Source organism: Aeromonas sp. 602200 (assembly GCF_049173895.1).
GTDB classification, from domain to species: Bacteria; Pseudomonadota; Gammaproteobacteria; order Enterobacterales; family Aeromonadaceae; genus Aeromonas; species Aeromonas veronii_A.
The window spans coordinates 505,077-531,536 of record NZ_JAAKSL010000001.1; the positions used below are offsets into that span (position 1 = coordinate 505,077).

At 61.3% G+C, this 26,460-nt stretch carries 19 protein-coding genes and 1 pseudogene; 13 read left to right on the forward strand and 7 right to left on the reverse strand.

The genetic code is table 11. From position 1 onward, the window contains the following. The first annotated feature begins 252 nt into the window (after positions 1–252). The gene (locus G5221_RS02205; protein ID WP_421262724.1) at positions 253–2,508 is read left to right on the forward strand and encodes an LTA synthase family protein; all 2,256 of its coding nucleotides are present in this window, start codon (positions 253–255) and stop codon (positions 2,506–2,508) included. A 92-nt stretch (positions 2,509–2,600) separates the two neighbouring features. On the opposite strand, the gene aroG is transcribed toward G5221_RS02205, so the two are convergent. The 5 genes from aroG to G5221_RS02230 form a co-directional block, all read right to left on the reverse strand. Then, positions 2,601–3,656, reverse strand: coding sequence for a 3-deoxy-7-phosphoheptulonate synthase AroG (gene aroG, locus G5221_RS02210; protein ID WP_421262725.1), 1,056 nt, complete (start codon positions 3,654–3,656; stop codon positions 2,601–2,603). Between the two features lie 220 nt (positions 3,657–3,876). After that, positions 3,877–5,160 carry a 3-phosphoshikimate 1-carboxyvinyltransferase gene (gene aroA, locus G5221_RS02215; RefSeq protein WP_005351267.1) on the reverse strand — a complete coding sequence of 428 codons (1,284 nt, stop codon included), beginning with the start codon at positions 5,158–5,160 and terminating at the stop codon, positions 3,877–3,879. 227 nt (positions 5,161–5,387) lie between these two features. Then, positions 5,388–6,476, reverse strand: coding sequence for a 3-phosphoserine/phosphohydroxythreonine transaminase (gene serC / locus G5221_RS02220; protein WP_005345045.1), 1,089 nt, complete (start codon positions 6,474–6,476; stop codon positions 5,388–5,390). Between the two features lie 225 nt (positions 6,477–6,701). Further along, entirely contained in the window at positions 6,702–7,628 is a 927-nt protein-coding gene (locus tag G5221_RS02225) for an electron transfer flavoprotein subunit alpha/FixB family protein (protein WP_216978614.1), read from the reverse strand. Then, entirely contained in the window at positions 7,625–8,377 is a 753-nt protein-coding gene (locus tag G5221_RS02230) for an electron transfer flavoprotein subunit beta/FixA family protein (protein WP_421262726.1), read from the reverse strand. Before G5221_RS02230 ends, G5221_RS02225 begins: the two co-directional genes overlap by 4 nt. 169 nt (positions 8,378–8,546) lie before the next feature. Between G5221_RS02230 and G5221_RS02235 the strand changes: the two are divergent. The 11 genes and pseudogenes from G5221_RS02235 (at position 8,547) to G5221_RS02285 (ending at position 23,477) form a co-directional block, all read left to right on the forward strand. Continuing rightward, positions 8,547–10,298: pseudogene (locus tag G5221_RS02235) on the forward strand (electron transfer flavoprotein-ubiquinone oxidoreductase). A 291-nt stretch (positions 10,299–10,589) separates the two neighbouring features. Further along, positions 10,590–11,537, forward strand: coding sequence for a magnesium/cobalt transporter CorA (gene corA / locus G5221_RS02240; RefSeq protein ID WP_266133904.1), 948 nt, complete (start codon positions 10,590–10,592; stop codon positions 11,535–11,537). A 148-nt stretch (positions 11,538–11,685) separates the two neighbouring features. Next, positions 11,686–12,162: a DUF2919 domain-containing protein gene (locus tag G5221_RS02245; RefSeq protein ID WP_421262727.1), complete on the forward strand. Its 477-nt coding sequence runs from the start codon at positions 11,686–11,688 to the stop codon at positions 12,160–12,162. Between the two features lie 299 nt (positions 12,163–12,461). Next, the gene (locus G5221_RS02250) at positions 12,462–12,911 is read left to right on the forward strand and encodes a hypothetical protein (protein WP_064336286.1); all 450 of its coding nucleotides are present in this window, start codon (positions 12,462–12,464) and stop codon (positions 12,909–12,911) included. Between the two features lie 4 nt (positions 12,912–12,915). Next, on the forward strand, positions 12,916–15,906 hold the full coding sequence (locus G5221_RS02255) for a YncE family protein (protein ID WP_421262728.1): 2,991 nt from the start codon (positions 12,916–12,918) through the stop codon (positions 15,904–15,906). Beyond that, the gene (locus G5221_RS02260; protein ID WP_421262729.1) at positions 15,906–16,745 is read left to right on the forward strand and encodes an FTR1 family iron permease; all 840 of its coding nucleotides are present in this window, start codon (positions 15,906–15,908) and stop codon (positions 16,743–16,745) included. Before G5221_RS02255 ends, G5221_RS02260 begins: the two co-directional genes overlap by 1 nt. A gap of 102 nt (positions 16,746–16,847) precedes the next feature. Continuing rightward, the gene (locus G5221_RS02265) at positions 16,848–18,272 is read left to right on the forward strand and encodes an FAD-dependent oxidoreductase (protein ID WP_421262730.1); all 1,425 of its coding nucleotides are present in this window, start codon (positions 16,848–16,850) and stop codon (positions 18,270–18,272) included. A gap of 34 nt (positions 18,273–18,306) precedes the next feature. Next, entirely contained in the window at positions 18,307–18,867 is a 561-nt protein-coding gene (locus G5221_RS02270) for a hypothetical protein (RefSeq protein ID WP_421262731.1), read from the forward strand. 200 nt (positions 18,868–19,067) lie between these two features. Then, on the forward strand, positions 19,068–20,396 hold the full coding sequence (locus tag G5221_RS02275) for a hypothetical protein (protein WP_421262812.1): 1,329 nt from the start codon (positions 19,068–19,070) through the stop codon (positions 20,394–20,396). 58 nt (positions 20,397–20,454) lie between these two features. Then, positions 20,455–22,149, forward strand: a complete 1,695-nt coding sequence (locus G5221_RS02280; protein ID WP_421262732.1) for a hypothetical protein — start codon at positions 20,455–20,457, stop codon at positions 22,147–22,149. 116 nt (positions 22,150–22,265) lie between these two features. Then, a complete protein-coding gene (locus G5221_RS02285; RefSeq protein WP_201936403.1) occupies positions 22,266–23,477 on the forward strand; it encodes a Bcr/CflA family multidrug efflux MFS transporter in 1,212 nt (403 codons plus the stop codon). A 76-nt stretch (positions 23,478–23,553) separates the two neighbouring features. Here the strand turns inward: G5221_RS02285 and nhaD are convergent, their stop codons facing one another. Continuing rightward, positions 23,554–24,978, reverse strand: coding sequence for a sodium:proton antiporter NhaD (nhaD, locus tag G5221_RS02290; protein WP_319920031.1), 1,425 nt, complete (start codon positions 24,976–24,978; stop codon positions 23,554–23,556). Positions 24,979–25,085: 107 nt separating this feature from the next. Further along, the gene (locus tag G5221_RS02295; RefSeq protein WP_005333716.1) at positions 25,086–25,553 is read right to left on the reverse strand and encodes a DUF4357 domain-containing protein; all 468 of its coding nucleotides are present in this window, start codon (positions 25,551–25,553) and stop codon (positions 25,086–25,088) included. Positions 25,554–25,750: 197 nt separating this feature from the next. On the opposite strand from G5221_RS02295, the gene G5221_RS02300 reads away from it, so the two are divergent. After that, on the forward strand, positions 25,751–26,431 hold the full coding sequence (locus G5221_RS02300) for an ABC transporter ATP-binding protein (RefSeq protein ID WP_245094692.1): 681 nt from the start codon (positions 25,751–25,753) through the stop codon (positions 26,429–26,431). Positions 26,432–26,460 lie beyond the last annotated feature (29 nt).

Consider the following 26,460-nt stretch of genomic DNA (forward strand, 5'->3'; position numbering starts at 1 on the left):
TGTACCTCCAGTCGCTATCGAGAGACTAAACAGCAGATCCCTCCCAAGCCAGTGGCAAAACCCCATGATGACGCTTTCATCACATATTCCGAACAACCCCTCGATCGGGATCACAATTTGCAAGGTTGAGCTGTAACCAAATATTCATTAAGTGGTCATTAAATTGACAAGCTGAAACAAGGCCCGCACCATCGGGTCAAACTCTATGCGGATGAACGATCTCTCCCTCACTCGCTCAAAGGATGAGCTTATATGAATCGCCCCTCCTCAGGCCGCCCCCGCGTCCTGAGTCTGCCCTCTCTGCTGCTTGCCCTGCTGGGCGGATTGCTGCTGCTGACCCTGTTGTTGCCGCTGATCAATCCCGGCAGCTGGCTGGGCCGTGCCCAGCCGCTGGTGCTGGGCCCCGCCGACAACCCGCTGGCCACCCTCACCCGCCACGCCCTGCTCTATAAAAGCGACAGCCGCGGTCTCTATCTGGTGGTGCGCAGTCAGTGGCAGTTGCGAGGGCCATTGCAAGCGGGGGACAAGGTGCGGGTGGAGCTGCTCAACGACAAGGGGGAGCGGATCGACCAGCTGAGTCAAGCGGTGGATAAACGTCAGGTGTGCCGCAATAACCGCTGCACCCTGGATCTCAACAGCACCCTGCGCGCCCCGGACGATGCACTGGCCAGCCGTTATCAGCTGCGCATCGGTCTGCTGCTAAAAGATCGCCCCGAGAGCGGCGATTTCAGCCAGATCCTGCAAACCCTGCCGGAACAGGGCTTCAACCTCACCTATCTGGTGGTGAGCCTGACCCTGGTGCTGGCCCTGAGCGCCGCCGTGCTCAAGACGGTGCTACCAAAGCTGCGCCGCAGCCTGCGCTGGCGGATCATCGGCAGCCTGCTGCTCGGCAACCTCACCTTCGTGCTGCTGCATGGCTTCGTGGTGTTCAAGCTGGGGGAGTTTCTGCTCTGGTCAGGCTTTCGGCCGGAGCACTACTATCTGGCCTGGGGCAGCATGGTGCTGGGTTGGAGCCTCTGCGCGCTGGCGGGCTTCAACCTCTATATGGGGCTGGTCTTTACCGCACTTTCCGGTATAGGCCTGCTCGCCAACTTTATGAAGATCGCCATCTACGGCGTGCCGCTCGGCGGGGATGATTTTGGCAACCTGCTGGCGCTGCTGCGGATCCTGCTCGACCAGCACCCCATCCTGCCCATCTTCACCGTGTTGCTGGCACTGTTTCTCTGCTGGCGCTTTGCCCTGTCACGCTGGGTGCTGCGCACAGCCGCGGCCACCGTCGCCTTCTTTGCCCTCTGCGTCTTTGCCACCCAGACCGGCAACAAGCTGCTGGGGGCCAACATTCGCTACGTGGATCGCGCGGTCAACTACCACAGGGACATCATCCGCTCCGGCCCCGGCCTCTATCTGTTCAATCTGGTGGACGAGATGCTGCAAAGCGGCAGCGTGTTTCGCTACCCCTTGCAGATCAACGAGCTGGCCCCACAGCTGAGCTATCCGCCCCAGGGCATTGCGCCGCGCTGGGATCTGGTGATCGTGCTGCAATATGAGTCGCTCTGGCTCGACTGGAAGGGGCGGATCTGCGCCCCGGCTCCCACCCTCTCCCTGCCCGCCAGCGTGCAGCAGTGGCAAAAAACCATCCACTCCCCCACCACCGGCGGCATGACGGTGCTGGCGGAGTTCGAGATGAACACCGGCCTGCCGGTGGGCTTGCTCAAGCAGGGCGTGGTGCCCTACTACTACCTCTCGCAGCAGGTGCCGGGGCTGGCCCAGAGCGCCAGACAGAGTGGCTACCAGACCCTGTTCGCCCACCCTTATGTGGAAAAATTCTGGGGCCGCGCCAAGGCGATCCCGGCGCTTGGCTATGAGGAGCGCTGGTTCGACACCCGCTTCACCACCCTCGAGCACAAGGGGCTCTATATCTCCGATGATGCGCTGATCGACCACATACTCAAGCGCAGCGAACAGGATGACAAACCGCTGTTTGCCTATGCGGTCACCATGCAGGGGCACGGCCCCTTCGATGGCCCCCGCTATCAGGGGCAGGAGCGCAGCGGCGCCTGCCCGAACCAGAGCGAGAGCGACACCCAGCTGCTCAACACCTATTACACAGGGGTGGTGGATGCCATGGCCTCGCTGGAGCGGCTGCTCAAGACCCTTGACCAGTCGGACAAGCGCTATCTGGTGGTGGCCTTTGGCGATCACCAGCCGTTTTTGATGTCCGCCGGCAAGGGGATTCACGGTGACAAGCCGGCGCGCGATGCCACCTACCAGATCCCCATGATGGCCTTCACCCGCGCCGATGATCCCCTCAATCTGGCGACCCAGTTTGCGCCGGTACGCCAGCTCTACCAGATGGGTCAGGCCACCCGCCAGCTGCTGGCGGGGGATATCACCCCCATCGAAGAGAAGCCCCTGCTCCATCCGGTGCTGGGGGAGGAGAAAGGGTTCGACCCTTCAAGCCTGGTGCCGCAGATCCGCGCCAGCTTCCGGCCCGATGCCCAGCCCTGAGCCTTAAGCCCTGCAACACGAATAGATGAGGCCGCAATAGCGGCCTCTGGTTATTACTTTCTCTTTGTCACTGCGACTGCAAAATCCCGTCTTTAGCGGGCGTTGCGGGTTGCAACGGCATCCGCCAGATTGCGCAGCAGCACTTCGGTATCGGCCCAACCGATGCAGGCATCCGTGATGCTCTGAGCGAAGGTAAGCTCGCAGCCCTCGACCAAATCCTGACGCCCTTCCACCAAATGGCTCTCCACCATCACCCCAAACACCGCCTTGCTGCCGGCACGCAGCTGACCGGCTACGTCTTCGGCCACCACCATCTGGTTCTTGAACTGTTTGCTGCTGTTGGCGTGACTGAAGTCGATCATCACCTTCTGGGGCAGACCGGCCTTCTCCAGCCCCTTCACCACCTCGTCCACGTGGGCGGCGCTGTAGTTCGGCTCACGACCACCACGCAGAATGATGTGACAGTCCGGGTTGCCGCGGGTCGCCACGATGGCGGAGTGACCGTATTTGGTGACCGACAGGAAGTGGTGCGGCGCACTGGCGGCACCGATGGCATCGATGGCCACCTTGATGGTGCCATCAGTGCCGTTCTTGAAGCCCACCGGGCAGGAGAGACCGGAGGCCAGCTCGCGGTGTACCTGGGATTCGGTAGTACGGGCACCGATCGCGCCCCAGCTCATCAGATCCGCCACATATTGCGGGGTGATCATGTCGAGGAACTCGGAGGCAGTTGGCAGCCCCATGTCGTTGAGATCCAGCAACAGCTTGCGACCAATGCGCAGACCATCGTTGATCTTGCAGCTGTTGTCGAGGTACGGATCGTTGATCAGCCCCTTCCAGCCCACTGTGGTACGCGGTTTTTCGAAGTAGACCCGCATCACGATCTCCAGCTGATCTTTCAGCTCGTCGCGCAGCGCCTTGAGGCGCTTGCCGTACTCCAGCGCGGCAACCGGATCATGGATGGAACAAGGGCCAATCACCACCAGCAGACGATCATCTTCACCGGCCAGGATATTGTGAATGGCCTGACGGGATTCAAAAACGGTGGACGAGGCCACCTCGGTAGCCGGAAACTTCTCAAGCACCGCAACCGGGGGTAATAACTCTTTGATTTCACTGATACGAACGTCGTCGGTTTGATGCTGCATGACAAGGCTTCCTGCTAGATGACTGCGATTAGGAAATCTCAACATAGCCCGCGACAGCGCATGTGTAAATAGGAAATTACAGCAATCACAAAACTATTTTATATGACAATCTTGCAAGTTATTGAAATGATGCTAAGTGAAATGGAAGTGCGGATGAGGAAGGCAAAAAGGCCCGCTCCGCGCGGGCCAGAAGCATCTGTGGTGACGGGTTTGTCAGTGATCAGCCACGCTGGCTGATACTGGCCAGCTTGTCGAAGTAATCCGGGAAGGTCTTCGAGGTGCACTTGGGATCATTGATGGTGACCGGGGTATCTGACAGCGCCACCAGCGAGAAGCACATGGCGATACGGTGATCGTTGTAGGTATCGATCTCGGCATGTTTGAGCTGGGTCGGCGGGGTCACGGTGATGAAGTCATGCCCCTCCTCCACTTCGACGCCCAGCTTGCGCAGCTCGGTCGCCATGGCGTGCAGACGATCGGTCTCTTTCACCCGCCAGTTGTAGATATTGCGAATGGAGGTCGGCCCCTCGGCAAACAGCGCGGCAACGGCGATGGTCATGGCCGCATCGGGAATATGGTTCATGTCCATATCCACTCCGTGCAGCGGTGCCTGCTCCGCCTCGATAAAATCATCGCCCCAGGTGATGCGCGCGCCCATCTTCTCCAGCACGTCGGCGAAGTGGATATCACCCTGAATGCTGTGCTTGCCGATGCCGGTGACCCGCACCTTGCCCTTGATGGCGCCCGCTGCGAGGAAGTAAGAGGCGCTGGAGGCATCTCCTTCCACCAGAAAGTCACCCGGGCTGATGTAGGTCTGGTTGCCCTTGATATAGAACAGCTTGTAGTTGTCGTGCTCGATGACCACCCCGAACTGCTTCATGATGTGCAGGGTGATGTCGATGTAGGGCTTGGAAACCAGCTCTCCCTTGATGTGGATCCGGGTATCACCGGCCGCCATCGGCGCTGCCATCAAAAACGCGGTCAGGAACTGGCTGGAGACGGAGCCATCGACGTGCACATCGCCGCCCCACAGCCCCTTGGCATCCACCACCAGCGGCGGATAACCATCGTGTTTGAGGTACTGGATATGGGCACCCGCTTCGCGCAGGGCATCCACCAGATGGCCGATGGGACGCTCTTCCATACGTGGCTCGCCGCCCAGGGTATATTCACCGGAACCGAGGCATAGCGCGGCGCAGAGCGGTCGCATCGCAGTACCGGCGTTGCCGAGGAACAGATTGACCGGCTCTTTTACCGCAAAGCTGCGGCCCAGACCCTGCACGGTACACTCGGTCTTGTCGGCGGAGAGCTTGTACTTGACCCCGAGCTGGGTCAGCGCAGCCAGCATATGACGAATGTCATCGCTGTCGAGCAGGTTGGTCAGACGGGTGGTGCCACGAGCCAGCGCCGCCAGCAGCAGCGCACGGTTAGAGACACTCTTGGAGCCGGGCAGATTGACCTCACCGGCCACACGAGAAATGGGTTCCAAACGCAACGAATTCATAGACTTCCTGTGCTATCTCAAAAATAAACGCCTGTCCGGACGTTAACAGCCTGCGTCCCGCTCGGCAAGGGCACTTTCAGGGGAAATCGCACGGCAAACGCCAGCGCGCTGGTTCTGTTGAAAAAAAGACGCCGGGGTATCCCCGGCGTCTTGAATCACTGCAATAGCTGGAAGCGGCTCACTGGTTGTCACGAGAGGCCGCCGGCAAGCACGTGGGTACTATCTTCTCAGCCGTGGCGCTTGGCAAAGCCATCCATAAAGCTCACTAGGGCCTTCACCCCCTCCAGCGGCATGGCGTTGTAGATGCTGGCGCGCATGCCACCGACAATACGGTGCCCCTTGAGGGCCAGCAGGCCAGCGGCTTCCGATTCGGCCAGGAACTGCTTGTCCAGCTCGGCATTTTTCAGCTGGAACGGGATGTTCATGCGCGAACGGCAGCTGACATCCACCTGATTGCCGTAGAAGCTCGACTGATCGAGATAGTCATAGAGGAAGTCTGCCTTCTCCTTGTTGCGCGCTTCCATCGCCTCGAGGCCACCCTGTTCCTTGAGCCACTCGAACACCAGACCGGCCAGATACCAGGCGTAGGTGGGCGGCGTGTTGAACATGGAGTCGTTCTTGGCAGTGAGCTTGTAGTCGAAAATCGAGGGGACATCGGCTCTCGCCTGATCCAGCAGGTCATCGCGCACGATGGCAATGGCAAGCCCGGACGGCCCGATATTTTTCTGGGCACCGGCATAGATGATGCCAAAGCGACTCACGTCGAGAGGACGGGAGAGAATCGTGGAGGAGAGATCTGCTACCAGCGGCACCTCGCCGGTAGCCGGGATGTCGAACATCTCGATGCCATCAATGGTTTCGTTCGGGCAGTAGTGAACATAAGCCGCATCGGCGCGAAACGCCGGGGTCGGCAGCAGGTGAGAGATCCCCTGCTCGTTCTTGGCAACCCCCTGGAAGGTCTGGATATCGCCATACTTTTTGGCTTCATCCACCGCGCTCTGGGACCAGACGCCGGTCAGCAGGAAGTCCGCCTTCTTGTTGGCGCCGCCCAGCAGGTTCATGGGCACGGCGGAGAACTGACCGCGGCCGCCACCGTGCATGAAGAGCACCTTGTAGTTGTCCGGCACCGCCAGCAGCTCGCGCAGATCCGCTTCGGCCTTCTCGGCCACCGCCATGTAGGGCTTGCCACGATGGGAAAGCTCCATGACCGAGGCTCCCAGCCCCTGAAAATTACAAAATTCGCGCTGGGCGCGCTCCATGACTTCAACCGGCAGCATGGCGGGGCCGGCGCAGAAGTTGTAAATCTGTTTGCTCATGACGCTTTCCGTGAGTGGATGAGAGTAATCGATGACTTGTCAGGTTTTACACAAGAGCAGCCAGCGGATCAAAGGCTTTTTGGGAGCTGGCTCAACCTTTTACCGTCATTCTGCCTCCCCCTTGCAGTAGAAAAAGCCCTGAACGGGTCAGGGCTTGCAGGGAACATGCACAGAAATGGCGGGCAGAGCGCATAAACGACCACAGCTCAGCCATTTCTGACAAATTTACAGTTTGGCGGTGAGCTCCGGCAGAAGAGTGAAGAGATCCCCCACCAGCCCGTAGTCCGCCACCTGAAAGATGGGGGCATCGCTGTCCTTGTTGATGGCCACGATCACCTTCGACTCCTTCATCCCCGCCAGATGCTGAATGGCACCAGAAATACCAACCGCGATATAGAGCTCGGGCGCCACCACCTTGCCGGTCTGTCCCACCTGCAGATCGTTGGCGACATATCCCGCATCAACAGCGGCTCGCGATGCCCCCACGGCGCCGCCCAGCTTGTCGGCCAGCGCTTCTATCAAAGCAAACTGCGCCTTGGACCCCAGTGCCCGGCCACCGGAGACCACCACCCGGGCGGCGGTCAGTTCGGGCCTGCTGGAGCGCACCGCGCGGCGCTCGACCAACCGGGTACGACCAGCGAATTCGGGCACGGCCAAGCGTTCGATGAGAGCCTGCCCGCCCGTCGCCGCCTTGGCAAACGCGGTGGCCCGCACCGTCATCACTTTGACGGGCGCCGAGCTTGCCACTCTGGCAATGGCATTGCCCGCATAGATGGGGCGCAGGAAGGTGTCGCTACTCTCGATAGCCGTCACCTCGGAGAGCATCTCCACCCCGAGCCGGGCCGCCACCTGTGGCAGCAGCGCCTTGCCCATGGCACTCGCCGCCATCAGGCAGTGGCTGTAACCTTCGCACCAGCTGGCCAGCAGCTTGTCCACCCCATCCAGCAGCCCGTCGGCCAGCAGGGGATGTTCGGCAAGCAACACCTTGTCGACGCCGCTGAGGGCTGCCGCCTGTTCACCCGCCTCGGTCAGCCCCTGACCCAGCAACAGCAGGTCAACCTGACCGCCGATGGCTCCGGCGGCGGTGACCAGTTGTGCCACGTTGTCGGCCAGATGGCCCTGATGATGTTCGGCAATGATCAGCACGCTCATGGCAGCACCTTCGCTTCGTGTTTGAGTTTGTCCACCAGCTCGTCCACCGAGCCCACCTTGATCCCGGCGCTGCGGGCTGGCGGCGCCATCACCCCGAGCAAACGGGTCTGGTTGGCCACCTCAACGGCGAGTGTCGAGAACGGAGCGCTATCAAGCGGCTTGCGCTTGGCCTTCATGATGTTGGGCAGCGAGGCAAAGCGCGGTTCATTCAAACGCAGATCGGCGCTCACCACCGCAGGCAACGGCATGCGCAGGGTCTCGAGGCCACCGTCGATTTCGCGGGTCACCAGCAGTTCCCCCGCTTCCACCTTGAGGGCTGACGCACAGGTCGCCAGCGGCCAATCATTGAGGGCAGCCAGCATCTGGGCCACCTGATTGTTGTCAGAATCGATGGACTGCTTGCCGAGCAGCACCAGATCCGGCTGCTCCTGCTCACACACCTTGTGCAAGGCACGGGCGACAGTGAGCGGGGTGAACGTCTCGTCGGTGACATAATGCAGCGCCCGATCCGCCCCCAGCGCCAGCCCATGGCGCAGTTGCTCGGCGGCAGCGTCAGGGCCGAAAGTCACCACTACCAGCTCGCTGGCGATACCCGCTTCCCGCAGCCTGACCCCCTCCTCCACCGCAATTTCACAAAAGGGGTTGATCCCCATCTTCACATTGGCCAGCTCCACGTCGGAGCCGTCTCCCTTCACCCGGATCTTGACGTTGTAGTCGACTACCCGTTTGATTGCGACCAGCAGCTTCATGGGGTCATGCCTCGTCTCTTTGGATTGAATTCATTAGTGTGCCTCTGCGTTTGTTGCAGTACGCTCTTCCCTGATTTTTTGCTTTTTCTTGCTCAGCTTTGCTTACAACTACTTTACGTTTACGTAAACTACCAGCATTACCCTAGGCCAACCAGAGCGCAGAGGCAAGATGGAACGGGAAGCAATGGAATTTGATGTCGTCATCGTCGGCGGCGGACCGGCGGGGCTCAGTGCAGCCATCGCCCTGAAACAGCAGGATGCCACTCTCTCTGTCTGTCTGCTGGAGAAGGGGGCGGAAATTGGCGCCCATCTGCTCTCCGGCGCCCTGTTTGATCCCGTCGCCTTGCAAGAGCTGCTGCCGGATGGCTGGCAGCAAGCGCCGCTCGGCGTGCCGGTCAGCGACGATCAGGTTCATCTGCTGCAAAGCGAGCAACGTTCCCTGCAACTCCCCGCCTGGGCGGTACCGCCCCGGATGCACAATGAGGGCTGTCACATCATCAGCCTCGGCAATCTCTGCCGCTGGCTTGGCCAACAGGCGGAAAAACTGGGAGTCGAAATATACCCGGGATTTACCGCCAGCGAACTTATCATGGAAGCGGGCCGGGTCAAGGGGGTCATCACCGGCGATCTGGGGCTGGATCGGGTGGGCAATCCGAAAGCAGATCATGTGCCCGGCATGGCGCTGCTCGGCCGCTACACCCTCTTTGCCGAAGGGGCCCGCGGTCATCTCGGCAAGCAGCTGATCGCCGACTTCAACCTAGCAAGCCCTGCCCAGCCCCAGCACTATGCCATCGGCTTCAAGGAGCTGTGGCAACTGCCTGCTGGCCAAGGCAAGGCGGGACAGGTGCTGCACGGCAGTGGCTGGCCCCTTGGCAAGCAGGGGGGCGGCAATAGCCACGGTGGCTTCTATCTCTATCACATGGAGGGGGATCAGGTGGCGGTCGGGCTGATTGTCGATCTCAACTACCAGAATCCCTGGCTCAGCCCGTTCGACGAATTCCAGCGCCTCAAGCATCACCCGCTTATCGCCGGCGTGTTGCAAGATGGGGAGCGCATCAGCTATGGCGCCCGCGCCATCACCAAGGGGGGCTGGCACGCCCTGCCCCGCATGCACTTCCCGGGCGGCCTGCTGATCGGTTGTAATGCGGGCACTCTCGACTTTTCCCGGATCAAGGGGATCCACACCGCCATGAAGTCCGGCATGCTGGCGGCAAAAACCGTCGCGATGGCCCTGCGGGGGGGCGATGAAGGGGGCCGGGATCTGGCCCAGTATGGTGACGAGCTGCACCAGAGCTGGCTGGCCCGCGAACTCAAGGCGGCGCGCAACTTCGGCGCGGCTCTTCATCGCTATGGTCCCTGGTTGGGCGGTGCCTTCAACTGGCTGGAGCAACGGCTGTTTGGCGCAAACTCGCCCTTCAAACTGCTCGATAAGGCTCACGATTACCGTCAGCTGCGCGTGGCCAGCCGCTGCGAGCCCATCCATTACCCCAAACCCGATGGCAGACTGAGCTTTGACAAGCTCTCGTCTGTGTATCTGGCCAACACCAGTCACGACGAGGATCAGCCTTGTCACCTCAAGCTGCAGGACGAGCGCATTCCGGTCGAGGTCAATCTGCCCACCTGGGCCGAACCCGCCCAACGCTACTGCCCGGCCGGGGTGTTTGAGGTACTGGAAATGGAAAGCGCGGCCAAACTGCAGATCAACGCCGCCAACTGTATTCACTGCAAAACCTGTGACATTAAAGATCCCAGTCAAAACATTATCTGGACGCCGCCACAAGGAGGATCCGGGCCCAACTATCCCAATATGTGATGGAATACGGCGATGCCAAGATGCGGTGACATCAAAGATACTCAGTCCCAAAACATCGTCTGGACACCGCCACTGGGGGGCTCCGGGCCCAATTATCCGAATATGTGATGAAGCAGGCAGCGGCAACAAGCAGCCCCAGCTAGCCCTCCCCCAGCCAAAGGCTGGTTCTACACCGCATGGCTGCTAAGGTGATCCGACCTCGCTGTTTTTTTGGACAAACAAGCTGAATCCCTGATGAATAGCCCCTGACAAGCGGGGCCCACCCCTGTATAGTTCGCCGCATTCAGGTTTTCCATCGGCCCGATCTGCTTATCCACGGGATCGCCTTCTGCAGCGATCTAAGGCCGCATGACCTGTGCAACCATCCCTGATTACCCATGACTTTTTAAGGGGGGACAGATGATCACCGCCTACATTCTCAATAACAAGGTGCTGGACATAGTCACGCTCGGGCCTGACGACATAGTACCTGACAACACGGTCTGGCTGGATGCCTACAAGCCGGACACGGCAGAGCGAGAATGGTTGACGGGCCTGTTCCTGGAAGAGGTTCCCGACAAGGAAGAGCTCGACGACATCGAAGCATCCGCCCGTTTTTACTGGGATACCGATGGTCTGCACATTCACTCCCTGTTTCCCCAACGGATCGGTCGTGACACCAAGGGTGTCCACGTCTCTTTTACCCTGCGCAACAACCTGCTGATCAGCATTCGTGAAGATGACATCGGGCTGGTGCGCCTGCTGCGCCACTATATGCGCCAGGATCGGCTGGAGGTGGAGGATGCCCTCGATATCCTGCTGGAGGTACAAAACCTCAAGGTGGAGTACCTCTCCGATCTTATCGAAGATGGTTACAAGACGTTGGAAAACACCGCCGATCAGATCTTCGAGCCGGATCAGATCAACCCTATGCTCAAGGAGCTGTTGGCACAGGAAGAGGCCAACGGCCAGATCCGTCTCTCCCTGCACGATACCCGCCGCGCCCTGCGTTTCCTCAAACGCAGCCTGCGCCAGCGCATGAGCCTCGAGCAGAACAAGTGGATCGACGAGATGCTGCACGACGTGGAGTCACTGCTGCCTCACACCCAGTTCCTGTTCGACAAGATCAACTTCCAGCTGGAGGCCTCCATGGGGGTGACCAATCTGGAGCAGAACAAGGTGATCAAGATCTTCTCGGTTGCCGCCGTGATCTTCCTGCCGCCGACCCTGATCGCCAGTATCTACGGCATGAACTTCGGCCGCATGCCTGAACTCGCCTGGGAGTATGGCTATCCCCTCTCGCTGGTGCTGATGGTGATGTCATCGCTCGGCACCGGCCTCTTCTTCAAGCGCAAAGGCTGGCTGTAACGCCGCCGACGCGCGCTGCGATATCTGAAGAAACGGATTGGGGGGCATGGCCCCCCGATTAATTTGCGCCACACCCAACGCCTTGCAAAGGGCGCTTCGTCGCCCCATATCCCTTCCATCATTCAATTCAATTGGATAACGGGCAACCATGACCCTCTACCCCGAACATCGATATGACGATCACGGCCAGTTGCGCCCGCCTCTCTGGTTCTGGCCCATTGCCCTGTTGCTGACCCGCTCGGTCTGGCTCTTTCTGATGGCGGGAGTGACCCGCGAGAGCGGCAGCGAGACCCTGACCCTCTTTTATCCGGACAAGATCACCCTCTACATCAGCCTGCTGACCGACGTACCCGCCATGCTGGCGTTGCTCGCCTGCGGGGGCACCTATCAGCAGACCCAGAGCATTCGCGCCAGACTCCGGCGCCACAGCCCGCTGCTGCTGCTCTGCTCTGCCGTCAGCGGCCTGCTGATGCAGTTGCACAGCCTCAATCTGCAGAAGTGGTCATTCAGCTGGCCTACCGCACTGGTGCTGGTCGCCAGCCTCTGGTCACTCTGGTATCTGCTGCGCAGTCGCCAGCTACGGGAATATGCTGCTGATGATCCTCATCAGGAGTCGAACATCTAGCCAAGTTTTAGCTGCAATCAATTGAAATAAATATAAAAAGCCTCTTGGTGAGTTGAACGCCCGACGCGCGGCCATAACCCCGAGCCGCAAGCTGCCCCGCTGTCGAGGAGCGGCTGCGCCCGCACTCTCGCCCCATAGGTGGCGGCCAAGCGGATAAGGAATTATCAATCGTCGTGTTAGGTCACCCCGTTCATTCAGGCTTGATTCATTATCAATGGAATTGATAACACTTTTCATTACTCTTACTGCGTTATAAACTTGCTCCCCCCGGGCGGCCCCACCCGGGTGCTGGAGCCTTTATGACAAGCCTTTCTCTCTCACCCCGACAATTCTGGCAGTGGCTGGCCTACCACCATCAGGCCGCCGAGGGCACCCTCTATCTGATGTTCTTCTCCGGCCTGCTGCTGTGGGAGCCGCTGACTCCGCTCTGGTCGCTGGCACGCTGGAATCTGTTTTTCCATGTGATGCTCTCGCTCACCCTGTTTCCGCTGCTGTTTGGCGCCTTCTGGTTCTCCCACCGCAGCTTGTTGAACCGCAGCAACAAACCCTTTTTGCGCACCACGGGGCGAATTATTGAAGCCCTGCTGCTGATCTGTCTGGCCAGCGGCCTGCTGCTGGTGCTGCACGGCACCCCGGGCGATGCCATGGGCAACCTCGCCAGCTGGGCCCACTGGTTGAGCGCGTTGGCGTTAACTCCTCTGGTGCTGCGCCACGCCTGGCGCTGGACCATCTTGAAATGGCGCTCCTGATCCCATGTTGAAGTCATCGTTCTCTGCATATTTGTCACCCCTGCTGGCCTTCGTCCTGCTGCTGGCCAGCCCCTTCGCATTGGCCCAGCAGATGGGCGCCGGGATGCTTGCCTATGAGGAGGGAAGCGCCCCGCGCCTCGTCACCGCCAACCTGAGCGCAGGCTCGGTCACCCTGCTTGAGCGCGATAGCGGCAAGCGGCTCAAAGAGGTGCAGCTGGGTGGCGATCTGCGCCAGCTGGCCCGCGCCGATGACGGTACCCTGCTGGTCACCGACTACAGCGGTGATCGCCTGTTGCTGCTGGATGATGACCTCGATCTGGAAAAGGCGCTCCCCACCGGCCACCGCCCCTATGGGGTCATCTTCGATGCCAAGCGGCAGTGGTTCTGGGTCACGCTGTTCGAATCCGCTCGCCTGCAGGCCTACGACACCGCCGGCAACCTCCAGCTGGATGCAGAAACCGCCGAGACTCCCCGTGGACTGGCTCTGACCGACAACGATCGCCTGCTGCTGACCCACGCCATGACCGGCCAGCTCGCCATCTATGATCTCGCCAAGCTTGAGAAGGACGCGAAGAATGCTGCCCTGCCCAAGCCCAGACTCATCACCCTGACCGAGACCCATAGCGACACGCCGAGCGACTCCCAGGGCTTGCCGCGCCTGCTCGACGGCATCGCCCTCTCCCCAGATGGCAGCGAAGCCTGGCTGCCCCATGTACTGTGGAGTTTCGACCACCCCTTCCAGTTTCAAAGCACCGTCTTTCCGGCCGTCTCCATCATCGATCTCGATGAGGAGAAAGAGCGGGTCGATGAAAGAAAACAGCTCTTTTTGCAGATCAACCTGCCAAGCGTCGGCAACCGCAGCCAGATCGTCTCCAACCCGTTCGCTGCGCGCTTCGCCGCTGACGGCAAGCGGGTCTATCTGACCCTGGCGGGCTCGGAAGATCTGCTGGTGTTTGACCTCTCCCGCAGCGGCAAGTCCAACAACAACCGTCACCGCCGCAAGAAGTTTCAGGGGGGCGCCAAGGCGACCCAGCTCTTGCGTCACCTGCCGGGCCAGAATCCGCGGGATCTGCTGATCGATGGCAACCATATTCTGGTGCACAACGCCATGGGGCAGGATCTTACCCGCCTCAATAGTGGCGGCAGCGGCCCGTTTGCCCGAGTCACCGTCGATGCGCCCCACTTCGCCAAACTGGTAGAGACAGATCCGCGCCCCGAACCGCTCAAACGCGGCGAGCGGCTGTTCAACCTAGGTAACACAGCGTCCAACTCACGCTTCCCCATGGCGGGAGACAACTGGATGAGCTGCAACTCCTGCCATCTGGACGGGTTCCACTTCACCAACCGCTATCTGATGGCGGCCCATCGCCAGAAGAGCGGCGACAACGCCATCAACGGCCACGCCAACCTCACCAACATGGTGGCGGGGGATTTTGTCGGCGAATACCTGCGCATGACCCAGCAGACCCAGGGTGGCATGGGCCATGACACCCGCGATGGGGCCGAAGCGGTTGACCCCGCCAAGCCCCAGCCCGAAGTGAAGGCGATGATGGAAGATCTGCACGCCTTCGTCACCGCCGATGGCAACCTCCCCTATCTCGCCAACTGGCTGCGACTCGATGCCCCGCGCACGGATCCCGCCAAGGCGCCGACTACCCACCCGAAGGAGTGGCTCAACTCCGCCTCCTGCCAGAACTGCCACCAACAGGCGTTCAAGGACTGGAGCGAGAGCAACCACCGACTGATGGGCAACTCCCACCCCTACTACAAGGTGGTGCAGGCGCTGGCCCGCGAAACCGAAGGGGAAGCGTTCGGTCAGTGGTGCCAGGGCTGCCATATGCCCCAGCAGGTAATGACCGGCCAGCTGGATCTACCCAAGGGCTCCCATATGTTCGAGCAGGGTGGCGCCTCGCTGATTGCCGCTCACAAGGCGGGCGAACCTGTGGTGGAGGAAGGGACCGGCTGCGTGCTCTGTCATCGCATCACCAAGGTAGAAGACGCGGGCGGCAACAGCGCCTTTACCGTGAATTTGAAAGACCGCGAGAGCTATGTGTTCGAGGATGCCGCGGGCGGCAGCCTCCAGCACTGGCTGGCCGAGCGGCAGATCAACGCCCGTCCGGCGGCCCACAAAGCCTCCTATCAGAAGGATTTCTACCGCGATGCGGCCCTGTGCAAGTCGTGCCACAACGAGTTTGCCCCGGGCACCGGCGCCAACATCGTCAACACCTGGGACGAGTGGGAAAAGTCCAGCTTCGCCAAGGCCGAGGATCCTGCCAAACGGCGCACCTGTATCGACTGCCATATGAACCCGGAGCCGGGCAATGGCGGTGCGCCGGTGGCGGGCGAGTCCACCGAAAACGGCACCATGAAGGCGCGGCTCTATCGCCACAACTTTACCGGCGCCCAGCACCAGCTGGTGGGGCTGCGCAATCCAGAACTCGAGCAGGAGAGCCTGGCGCTCTTGCGCTCCAGCGCGACCCTCTCCGCCCGTATCGAACAGGCTACCGATAGTCAGCAGCTGGTGGTGCGGGTCGCCAATACCGGCGCGGGCCATGCCCTGCCCACCGGGGTGGCCGATTTTCGTGAACTCTGGCTGGAGCTGACCGTCACCGACGCCAGCGGCAAGGTGGTGCTTGCCAGCGGCCAACCGGTGGATGGTGCTGTCCCTGAGGATGCGAGACTGTTTCGCAAAGTGTTCGGCGATGCCGAGGGCAAGCCGGTGGGGCTCAAGTTCTGGCGCTACGCCAAACTGCTGGAAGATACCCGCATTCCGGCCGATGGCTGGCGCGATGAAGCCTGGTCGCTGCCCGCAGAAGCCCAAGGGCCCTTCAAGGCCGATATCAAACTCAATTTCCGCACCTACCCCAAGTGGGTCAATGATGCGGTGCGCGCCGCCGAGCCGAGCTTGCCGGAGCCACCCATAGTGCAACTCAATCGGCTGCAACTGACCCTGCAGCCTCTCTCCATCACGCCCGCTACGGAGCCTCAATCCTGATGTTTGCAAGTTTTCTGATTACCCTGCGCGAGGGGCTGGAAGCCTTCCTGCTGGTCGGCATCTGCCTCTCCTACCTCGCCAAGCTGGGGGCGAGCCGCTACAACAAGTTCATCTATCTGGGGGTGGCGCTCGGCCTTGTCGCCTCCCTTGTGGTCGCCTTCCTGTTCCAGGTGGTGGTGAGCCAGTTCGAGAGCGAGCGCTACAACCACCTGTTGATGGCGGGGATCCTCATCTTCGCCACTCTGGTGCTCACCTATATGGCGATCTGGATGCAAAAACAGGCCAAATCCCAGGTGGGGGCCATGACGGCGCGCATCGATGCAGCCATCGATGGCGGCAACCTGTTTGGTCTGGTGCTGCTCGCCTTCCTGGCGGTGATGCGCGAAGGGTTTGAAACCGTGCTCTTCTTCTCCGCCCTGCTCTACTCGGGCCAAGGGGTGGATCTGCAATCGGGCCTGATGGGCGCGCTGGCGGGGCTGCTGGTCTCCATCGCGCTGGTGTGGGGGCTGCTGCGCTCCACCCGCAAGGTGGCGCTGGCCCCCTTCTTCCGCTGGACCGGCCTGCTTATCATCATCATCGCCGCAGGTCTGCTATCGTCTGCCGTCAACATGTTGCAAGCGGCAGATATCATCACTTTCTGGACCACGCCGGTATTCGACATCAGCCACATTCTCGACGATCAGGGGGTATTTGGTACCTTCCTGCGCGCCCTGTTTGGCTACAATGCCTCACCCGCTGGCTTGCAGCTGCTGACCTGGGCCCTCTATCTGGCGATCTTCGTTACCCTCTGGCAGCGCAGCTATCGCCCGCAGGTGAGTGCCGCGACTGGCAAGGTCTGAGCCAACTCGCCCTGTGGCAACAAGGGCACGGGGTAACAACACTATTCAGGAGCCGCGCCTTGGCGCGGTTCCCTTATCTATCAAGCAGTTTCGGAATAGGTCATGAGCGATAACAACAAGAAAAGCATTGCGGTGCTGGGCGCCGGCCCCGCCGGTCTGATGGCTGCCTGGCGCCTGCGCAGCGCCGGTTTTGCAGTCACCCTGTTCGAGCAGGAGCCGGTGGTCGGCGGCATGTGCGCCACCCAGACCTTCAAGGGGCGCGATGGGGAGTATCGCTTCGACTACGGCGGACACCGCTTTATCACCAAGAACCCCGAGCTGCTCGCCTTTATCGACGAGCTGATGGGGGACGACCTGCTCCACGCCGAGCGCAAGAGCGTGATCCGCTTTGGCGGGCGCACCTATGACTACCCCCTGAACCTGCCCAACTTGCTCAAGACGGCGCCGCTGGCCCTGATGGCCGGTGCGGTAAAAGACTTGCTGCTGTTGCCCTTTAGCAAGAAGCCGGCTGATTTTGCCAAGGCGAGCTTTGCCGAGTGGATCCAGAGTCACTTCGGCCGCACCCTCTACCGCCAGTTTTTCGAGGGCTACACCGGCAAGCTCTGGGGCATCAACCCGGACAAGCTCTCCGCCGACTGGGCCGGTCAGCGCATCAGCCTGATCGATCTCAAAGACGTGGCCCGCCGCCTGCTGCCAAGACGCAACGGCAGTATCTCGGTGCGCACCTATGCCCGCAAATACCGCTACCCGAAATATGGCTTCGGCCAAATTTTCACTACTCTGGGGGCGCGACTGGTGGCAGAGGGCGTTGAGCTGAAAACCGGCGCCACCATCACCCGCCTTGAGCAGGCCGATGGCCGCATCGAACAGGTGTATTGGAAACAAGATGACGTGGAGCAGAGCGAACGCTTTGATCAGGTGATCTCCACCCTGCCGCTGCCGCTCACCTGCCAGCATCTGGGCTTGCCGTGCGATCTCCAATACCGGTCGCTTCGCTTCGTCAATATGCCCCTCAAGCAGGAGAACCTGTCGGACAACACCTGGCAGTACCTCTCAGACCCCCACATTCTGGCCACCCGCCTGCAGGAGCCGCGCCGCCGCAGCCCCTTTATGGCGCCCCAGGGTCAGACATCGGTGATGCTGGAGATCCCCTGCAATCCGGGGGATGCCACCTGGCAGGCACCGCTCTCTGATCTGCGCAGTCGGGTTACCGCTGATCTGGCGAGCCTCGGCGTCGATACCCAGAAGCTTGGCGATGAAACTTTTGAAGCCCGCAGCGAGTACGCCTATCCGCTGATGGATCTCGGCTATCAGGCCCGCCGCAACGAAGCCATCAAGGCGCTGATGCCCATCACAAACCTCATCATGACCGGCCGTCAGGGGACATTCCGCTATATCTTCACCGACACCGCTATGGAGATGGGGATGATGGCGGCCGACATGGTGATCGACGGGGTGGACCGACGCCACGCCATCTTTAACCATCGCAACGAAAATACCGTGATCGAAACCCAGAGCGTGGCCTGATGGCCGCGCCATTGGCATAAGTAAGGAGAACAGGATGACTATCCGCCCGGGTTTACTCGCCCTCACCCTGCTGCTGACCCTCTGCGGGCAGGCGCAGGCTTACTCCTACGCCGCCGCCGGCAAGGAGCCGCTGATCGACGCCCGCGAAGCGCTGCTGGGCGCCGCCACTGACGGCAAGGATGCCAGCGCCACCTTGAGCGAGATTGCCGACGAGCTGACCTATCTGGAACAGCACCACAAGGTGGAGCTGCAAGGGCCGCTGGCCGCCGCCATCAAGGCCAAAGATGCCGCCGCCACCGCAGCCCTGCTCAACCGGGCCTACAAGGCGGAGATCGAGCGCCGCCTCGAAGGGGCCAGCCAGAATCTTGGCGACTACCAGACCGCCAAGGTGCTGGTGGTCAAGAGCAAGCGCTTCCTCGACTTGATCCTCCCATCACTCAATGAAGGGGATCGCAAGGCGGCCGAACAGGCGCTGGCCAGGGTGCTGGATGCCATCGGCAACCCGGGGGTATTCGGGGTGGGCGCCAAGCCCGCCGACCCCGCCGCCTTTGCCGCAGCGGAAAAAGCGCTGATGGCCGTGCTGGCGCCGCTTTGATGGCAACCTGCCAATCATTGTGCCACCTCGCTGTGACAAACGGTGGGTTTCGCTGCGCTCTACCCACCCTACGCACGGCCTGCCGATAGATGCACCCGAACGCCGGTTTGCCCCCTTCTCCCCTGGCGGGAGAAGGGCTGGGGATGGGGGGGAAGGCAACGGCCCGGCGTTTGGCTTCCCTCTGCTCCACCACCATTTGGCTGCTCATTCTGCTGCAACTGGCCTGGCTTGGCTGGCTACAGGCCTTTCCGGTGGCGCTCGATTCCGACGATGCCCTCAATTTTGCCCATGGGGTAACGCGCTTTAGCGTGCTGGAGTTCTCCCCCCACTTTCCGGGCTACCCCGCCTTTATCTGGCTGGCGCGGCTGATCAATCTGGCGGTAGACGATCCCGCCCGTGCGGTGCAGTGGGCAAGCCTCTTGGGTAGCAGTTTGCTGGCACCGCTCGCCGCCTGGCTGGCGGTGAGGTTATGGCAACGGCCCAGCCTGCTTGCCCCCATCTGGCTGCTGGTGCTGGCCCTGCCGCTCACCCCGACCCTGGCGCTCTCCGGCCTTTCGGACGGACCGGCACTCGCAGCCTGGCTGGGCGCGCTCTTGGCTTTGCAGCAGCGCAAGCTAGCGCAGGCGGGTCTGTTACTGGGCCTTATGCTGGCCCTGCGCCCCTCCTACTTCGTGCTGGTGCTGCTGCCCCTGTGGCTCGGGCTGGCACAGCAGGAAACGCGCGTCAGATTTGTGTTCCCTATCGCGCTGGTGGGGCTTATCAGCCTGCTGTTTGTCTGGCAGGCCGATGGCTGGGCCTATTTCAGCGAGGGGCGGCGTTTTACCAACGGCCACTTTACCCTCTGGGGCAACACGGCGGCGGCCCACGGCGATCGGCTGCTGAGCTGGGCGCGCACTTTCAACGATCAGCTCACTCCGCTTTGGCCCTTGGCTGTTGGGGCGCTGCTGGTACTGCCGCTTTGGCAACGCTCAAAAGGCCAAGCTGCAACCCTCTCCCCACTCTGGACGCTCTACTGGCTCGCCCTGCTGCTCTGGACCCTGTTTGGCCAGAATCCCGACAATCCCCGCCATCTGGCCCCCTTCACCCTGCTCGGTATCGTGCTGCTGGCAGGCTGGCTGCCGCGCCGTGGCGAGGGGGTGGTCGTGGTCGCCGGATTGCTGCTGCTCGGCATAACCTTCACCCTGCCCCGTCCGCCCGCCATGGTGCAGGCGGCAAAACTGGCAGAAAAAGTGTGCCCGGCGCTGGTGACCCAGTGGGGAGTGCGGCTGCTGCGGGAGACCACAGCCTTGGCCGTCACCGATGGCTGGTACAAGGGGGATGCGGCGCTGGCGCTCTCTCGGGGAGCCTGCCGCCTCAGTCGCCGCCCCATCGCCGCGAACGAAATGCCCAGCGCGGTGCGCCAGCACTGGTTTGCCCCACGCTTTGCCGCCGAGCCCGGACTCTGGCTCGCCATTCCCTCGCGGCAGACAACCCATGGGGAAAGTGACAAGAAACATATAAAGAGCACAAAAATCCGCCAAGGCAACTAAAAAAGAGGGGAACAACTCGGGTACACTCACAGCGCATCCATAACAGACGAGTCTCCTTATGCGTGTAACCAGAGAGTGGCTGTGGGTTTTGTCGGTGCTGACCGGGGCCTGTGCCCTCCTGTTGCTACCATTCTGGCTGCGCGGCGGCAGTCAGGGCCATGATCTGTTTCACCACCTGCTCTCCGGTCACTTCTTTGCCGTGCAACTGTGGCAAGGTGAGCTCTATCCGCGCTGGTTGATGGAGATGAACGGCGCCTTCGGCAGCCCGGTCTTTTTCTTCTATCCCCCCCTGCCCTACTATGTGAGCGCCCTGTTCGCCGGCCCCACCCCACTGGCCCACGAGGCGATGACGCCGCTGCTCTGGAGCAGCAGCGTGGCACTCTGGCTCTCCGGCCTGTTTGCCTATCTCTGGTTGCGCCCCTTTGCCGGCCACGGACGGGCGCTGGCGGCCAGTTTGCTCTATATGGCGCTGCCCTATCATCTGGCCATCGATATCTACGCCCGCTTTGCCCTGGCGGAGAGCTGGGCCTTCGTCTGGGCACCGCTGGCACTGCTGGCGCAGGATCGACTCTGCCGCGGCGCCCCCTTTGCGCTACTGCTGCTCGCACTGGCCGTCTCCATGCTGACGCTTTCCCATCTACCAAGCACCCTGCTCATTCTGGGCTTGCTCACCCTGCGCAGCCTGCTGCTGGTCTGGCGCTACAAGGGGAGCACAACGCTTGTCAGTGTCCCTGTCACCGCCGCCCCGCTTATCGGCACCCTGCTGGGCCAGCTCTGGGGGTTGGCGATGGCCAGCCTGTTGCTGCTGCCCGCTCTGCTGGATCAGGGGGGGATCTCCATGGAGCAGATGCGCACCGGCATGTTCGAATTTCAGCGCAACTTTCTCGATCGTTTGCCCCAAAGCCGTGATGACTGGCGCTTTCGCGGCCATCTCGCCTGGCTGACGCTGCTCACCCTGGCTCTGCTACTGGTAGCTTGGGCTGCCGCCCGCGAGCCGCGCCATCCCGAGTTGCTGCTCTGGGGGGTCATTGGCACCCTGAGCTTTCTGATGATGCTGCCTCCAAGCGAGCCCCTGTGGCGCCTGCTCACTCCGTTGCAACTGGTGCAATTTCCCTGGCGCCTCAATCTTCTGCTGGTCATCGCTACCGTCGCCGTGGTGGCGCTGGGTACCCCCACCTATCGCCCGTGGCAGTGGGTCTGGTGGTTACTGCTTGCCCTAACCCTGCTCTCGCAGGGACTCTATGTACGCGAGGCGCCGCTCACCCAGGCTCCCGTAAAGAGTCAGCTCGACGGGGAGTTCGACAGCAAGCGCAGCGCCCGCGAATACCGACCAAAGCAGGTGCCACGCGGCATGTTTGCCCCCACCCTGCTGGCCTGGAAAGAGGAATTCCAGCCCGCCATCACCAGCGACCATCAGGGGGTGAACTGGCAGATCCAGCGCTGGCAGCCTCGTCATATCGAATTGACGGTGGATGCCCCGGCACCCGCCAAGCTGGTCCTGCACCAGTTTGATTACCCGGGCTGGCAGGCAAGGCTCGACCAGCGCCTGCCGCTGAGCGTCAGCAGCACCCGCAACGGGTTGGTGCAGGTCTGGGTGCCCGCCGGACAACACAGCCTCACCTTCACCCTCACCGCCCGCTGGCCGGAGCGGCTCGGTTACGCCATCTCGTTGCTGGCCTGGCTGCTCTGGCTGGGGGGAGTGATCCGCGCAGCGCGCCGACATGACCGCAAGCGTGATCCCCAAGGTGCCTGAGCGATCGGACCCCCCCCCCCCCTTTTGAGGGGGTAGGAACGTCATGCCGAGCGGGGGCAAACCTGATAGACTCGCCCTTCTCCCTTTTTCAACCAAGGTTCACCAGCGGATACCCTATGCCCCACGCACAGTCCCCCCAGGCCACCATGCTCTCTCCCCGTTTCCTGTTTATCCTGCTCGGCGCTCTGGCGGGTCTGACCCCGCTGGCGGTGGATATGTATCTGCCCGCCATTCCGGCCATCGCTCGGGATCTAGCCACCAGCATCGACGGTGCCCAGCTCACCATCAGCGCCTTTCTGGGCGGTTTTGCCATCGGCCAACTCTTCTACGGCCCGCTGGCCGACAGCTATGGCCGCAAGCCGGTGATCTTGGCGGGGCTGGTGATGTTTGCCATCGCCTCGGTGGGCTGCGCCATGGCGGACTCCCTGCCCGAATTGCTGGCCTATCGGATGTTGCAGGCAGCGGGCGGTGCGGCGGGCTCGGTGGTGGTCAATGCCCTGCTGCGCGATCTGTTCGAGAAGGATGCGTTTTCTCGCGCCATGTCGTTCGTCATTCTGGTGATGACCTTGGCGCCGCTGGTAGCCCCTGTGGTGGGCGGCTATATCAGCGCCCACGCCGATTGGCGGGTGATCTTCTGGCTGCTGGTGGGGATCAGCCTGCTGATCTGTCTGGTGATGCAGTGGAAAATTCAGGAGACCCTGAAACCCGAGCACCGTCAGCCCCTTAATCTGGGCCAGATCCTCAAGAACTACTGGGGGGTGCTCTCCCATCGCGGCGCCATGGGTTACGTGCTGTGCGGCTCCCTCTCCAGCTCCGGCATGTTCGCCTTCTTAAGCGGCTCCCCTTACGTCTATATCGAGTATTTCAAGGTGCCGACCGAGCACTACGGCTGGCTGTTTGGCCTCAATATCCTGCTGATGATGGTGGTCACCTTCGTCAACAGCAGACTGGTGAAAGGGGTGGGCGCCGAGCGGATGCTGCAATACGGCCTGCTGGTGCTGCCCTGCGCGGGCGCCCTGCTGGTCTACAACGCCTGGAGCCAGACCGGCGGCCTGTGGGGCATCGTCATTCCGGTGGTACTGTTTGTCGGCCATATCAGTCTGGTGGGCGCCAACGCCATGACCGGCCTGATGGGCCACTTCCCGCAATCTGCGGGCACCGCCTCGGCACTGGCGGGCACCCTGCGCTTTGGCATCGGCGCCCTGGTCGGCATTCTGGTCAACCTCAATCCGCCCCACTCGCCACTGCCCATGGCCATCGCCATCGCCTGCTGCGGCGTGGGTTCCACCCTGAGTTACTGGCTGCTAACCGGCAAGCGAGGCGATTGATCCCCCTCCCCCCTGTCAGGAAAACGAAAGAGGCTTCCGTCAACGGAAGCCTCTTTTCGTACTGGCGCCAAGACGTTCAGAACTGGGCACTGTTGAGCCAGAGGTGCGCCCCTATGCTCACCAGATAACCAAGCAAGATAGCAGGCAGCCACTTCAGGTGGCCAAAGAAGGTATACATGCCGTGGGCCTGTCCCATCAGGGCCACCCCGGCCGCAGAGCCGATGGAGAGCAGGCTGCCGCCCACTCCGGCGGTCAGGGTCACCAGCAGCCACTGCCCCAGCGCCATGTCCGGGTTCATCGACAGTACGGCAAACATCACCGGAATGTTATCCACGATGGCCGACAAGCCCCCGATGAAGATGTTGGCCATAGTGGGATCCCCACCGGCATACAACCAGTGTGACACCAGCTCCAGATACCCCATAAAGCCCAGCCCACCGACACACATCACCACCCCGTAGAAGAAGAGCAGGGTATCCCACTCCGCCTTGGCCACCTTGTTGAACACATCAAATGGCACCACAGAGCCCAGACTGCGCAACCGCACCTCATCGCCATTGCGTTCATAGAGCGCACGCTTGCGGGCAAGGGATCGCGGCAGCGACTTGCGCAAATAGAAGCCGAAAAACTGCAGATAACCGAGCCCCAGCATCATGCCCAGTACAGGTGGCAGATGGAGGAAACTGTGGCATAGCACCGCCGTGATGATGGTCAGCAAGAACAGCGCGACGATGCGACGGGCCCCCCGCTTGAGATCGACCACCTCGTTATCAGCCTCCGGCACATGACGCGGCACCATCAGGCTCATCAGGATGGCGGGCACCAGAAAATTGAGCAGGGAGGGAATAAGCAGGGTGAAGAACTGGCCAAATTGCACCTTGCCCGCCTGCCACACCATCAGGGTGGTGATATCGCCAAAGGGACTGAACGCCCCTCCGGCGTTGGCGGCGATCACTATGTTGATGCAGGCAAGATTGACAAAACGCCGATCACCGTTGGCCACCTTCAACACCACAGCGCACATCAATAGCGCAGTGGTCAGGTTGTCTGCCACCGGCGAGATACAAAAAGCAAGCCCACCGGTCAACCAGAACAGGGTGCGCAGGTGAAAGCCGGATCGCACCAGCCAGGCGCGCAGGGCATCGAACAGCCGCCGATCTTCCATGGCGTTGATATAGGTCATCGCCACCAGCAGGAACAGCATCAGCTCGGCATATTCCAGCAGGGTATGGCGAAATGCCTGCTCGGCGACAGGGCTCATCCCCTGCTGTGCATAGGCGATACCGATCAGGATCCAGATCACCCCGGCGGCCACCAGCACGGGTTTGGACTTGCGCAGTTGCAGATACTCTTCAGCCATCACCAGGGCGTAGGCCAGCACAAACAATCCGACACAAAAAAGTCCGATGGCGGAGGATGTCAACAGAACAGGGCCACTACTGGCATGGGCGGGAGGGATAAACAGGGAAAGCAGCAACATAACAGGGGTGAGCGCAGACATGGTCTCTTCCTTTTAGAACCGTCTGGCAACCATGCTAGCACCTGGATGAAAAGAAGAATTCATCCAGGTCAATTAACGATTAATTGGTGTGCTGTCAAAACGCGGGATTATTTCTTGCCGAAACCCGACTGCTTGAGGGTATAACCTGCGCTGTTCTGCCAGGCATCCAGCCCGCTACGGTTGTTGCCCGCCACCAGACTGGCCGCCAGACTCGGGCTGTTGAACAGCTGATCGGCGGTAAAGACAAATCCGCCCTGACTGCGGGGCACTATGACCCCCTTCTCCAGCAGTTCGTGACGCAGCTCGATCACAGCTTCACGCAGGGAGGCGGCATCCTCGCCATTGGCGGTGGAACCGGCCAGCACCATAAAACCCGGATTTTGCCGCTTGCCCACCGGATAACCGTGGGCCTCGGCCCCTTTGCCATTGAAGTGGTAGAGCTCGCGCTCCCCCGGCCGGTTGTCGGAGAGTGCCTTTTGCAGGGTCATCAGCTCGTTGTAGATCTCGATGGGGACGACGGCAGCCTGCTTGTTGCCCTTGCTATCGATGATAAAACTGACTTGCTTGTGTAACATCCTTGCTCATCCTGTGACCCATGGAAGCCCCTATTCTAACCACCTCGGGCAAGCGGGATCCAGCGAGGATCCACTGCTCTTTTGCCGCCTTGATCACTAACTGGCACTCTTGATCAGCCGTAAGGGGTGTTGATCAATGCTGGCCGTGCTAGCGTACCAAGCATGATGAAAGCCATTGACCATCAAACGGTTATCCCATGCTGACCCTGCGCAACCTCTGCAAGAGCTTCGATAACGGCAGTGAACGACTGCCGCTGTTCCACCATCTCGATCTCGCCCTCCCCGCTGGCGAGACCACCCTGCTGCTGGGCCAAAGCGGCTGCGGCAAATCGACCCTGCTCAATCTAATCGCCGGGCTGATTGCGCCGGATGAAGGAGAGGTCTGGCTGGGGGAGACCCGGATCGACAACCGCTCACCCGACGAGCGGGCGCGCCTGCGGGGCCGCCATTTCGGTATCGTCTATCAGGATTTCAACCTGCTGCCGACCCTGAACGTGGCCGAGAATCTGGCACTGCCGCTCGCCATCAACGCTCTGCCACCGGATGAGACAAAGATTGACCAGTTGCTACATCGGCTCGATATGAGCCACAAGCGCCATGCCTGGCCGGAGCAGCTCTCTGGCGGTCAGCGACAGCGGGTGGCACTGGCCCGCGCCCTCATCCATCAGCCCCAGTGGCTGCTCGCCGACGAACCCACCGGCAGCCTCGATGAGCACAATGCCGAACAGGTGATGGCGCTGATGGTGGCGGCAGTGCGCGATACCGGCGCAGGCTTGCTGCTGGTGAGCCACAACCCGGCCTATGCTGCCTTGGCCGACAGGGTGCTACGCCTCGAAGGGGGTCAACTTATCGAGCTCAAGGGGCCCCGTCATGACTAAACAGCAACTGCGTCTGTCGGAGGCACGCT

Excerpts from the sequence above, each read along its gene's own strand:
- G5221_RS02295 (WP_005333716.1), bottom strand. The coding sequence starts at position 25,553 with ATGTTACACAAGCAAGTCAGTTTTATCATCGATAGCAAGGGCAACAAG.
- G5221_RS02280 (WP_421262732.1), top strand. The coding sequence starts at position 20,455 with ATGCGTGTAACCAGAGAGTGGCTGTGGGTTTTGTCGGTGCTGACCGGG.
- corA (WP_266133904.1), top strand. The coding sequence starts at position 10,590 with ATGATCACCGCCTACATTCTCAATAACAAGGTGCTGGACATAGTCACG.
- G5221_RS02255 (WP_421262728.1), top strand. The coding sequence starts at position 12,916 with ATGTTGAAGTCATCGTTCTCTGCATATTTGTCACCCCTGCTGGCCTTC.
- G5221_RS02225 (WP_216978614.1), bottom strand. The coding sequence starts at position 7,628 with ATGAGCGTGCTGATCATTGCCGAACATCATCAGGGCCATCTGGCCGAC.
- G5221_RS02260 (WP_421262729.1), top strand. The coding sequence starts at position 15,906 with ATGTTTGCAAGTTTTCTGATTACCCTGCGCGAGGGGCTGGAAGCCTTC.
- aroG (WP_421262725.1), bottom strand. The coding sequence starts at position 3,656 with ATGCAGCATCAAACCGACGACGTTCGTATCAGTGAAATCAAAGAGTTA.
- G5221_RS02285 (WP_201936403.1), top strand. The coding sequence starts at position 22,266 with ATGCCCCACGCACAGTCCCCCCAGGCCACCATGCTCTCTCCCCGTTTC.
- nhaD (WP_319920031.1), bottom strand. The coding sequence starts at position 24,978 with ATGTCTGCGCTCACCCCTGTTATGTTGCTGCTTTCCCTGTTTATCCCT.
- aroA (WP_005351267.1), bottom strand. The coding sequence starts at position 5,160 with ATGAATTCGTTGCGTTTGGAACCCATTTCTCGTGTGGCCGGTGAGGTC.
- G5221_RS02265 (WP_421262730.1), top strand. The coding sequence starts at position 16,848 with ATGAGCGATAACAACAAGAAAAGCATTGCGGTGCTGGGCGCCGGCCCC.
- G5221_RS02205 (WP_421262724.1), top strand. The coding sequence starts at position 253 with ATGAATCGCCCCTCCTCAGGCCGCCCCCGCGTCCTGAGTCTGCCCTCT.
- G5221_RS02245 (WP_421262727.1), top strand. The coding sequence starts at position 11,686 with ATGACCCTCTACCCCGAACATCGATATGACGATCACGGCCAGTTGCGC.
- serC (WP_005345045.1), bottom strand. The coding sequence starts at position 6,476 with ATGAGCAAACAGATTTACAACTTCTGCGCCGGCCCCGCCATGCTGCCG.
- G5221_RS02300 (WP_245094692.1), top strand. The coding sequence starts at position 25,751 with ATGCTGACCCTGCGCAACCTCTGCAAGAGCTTCGATAACGGCAGTGAA.
- G5221_RS02230 (WP_421262726.1), bottom strand. The coding sequence starts at position 8,377 with ATGAAGCTGCTGGTCGCAATCAAACGGGTAGTCGACTACAACGTCAAG.
- G5221_RS02270 (WP_421262731.1), top strand. The coding sequence starts at position 18,307 with ATGACTATCCGCCCGGGTTTACTCGCCCTCACCCTGCTGCTGACCCTC.
- G5221_RS02250 (WP_064336286.1), top strand. The coding sequence starts at position 12,462 with ATGACAAGCCTTTCTCTCTCACCCCGACAATTCTGGCAGTGGCTGGCC.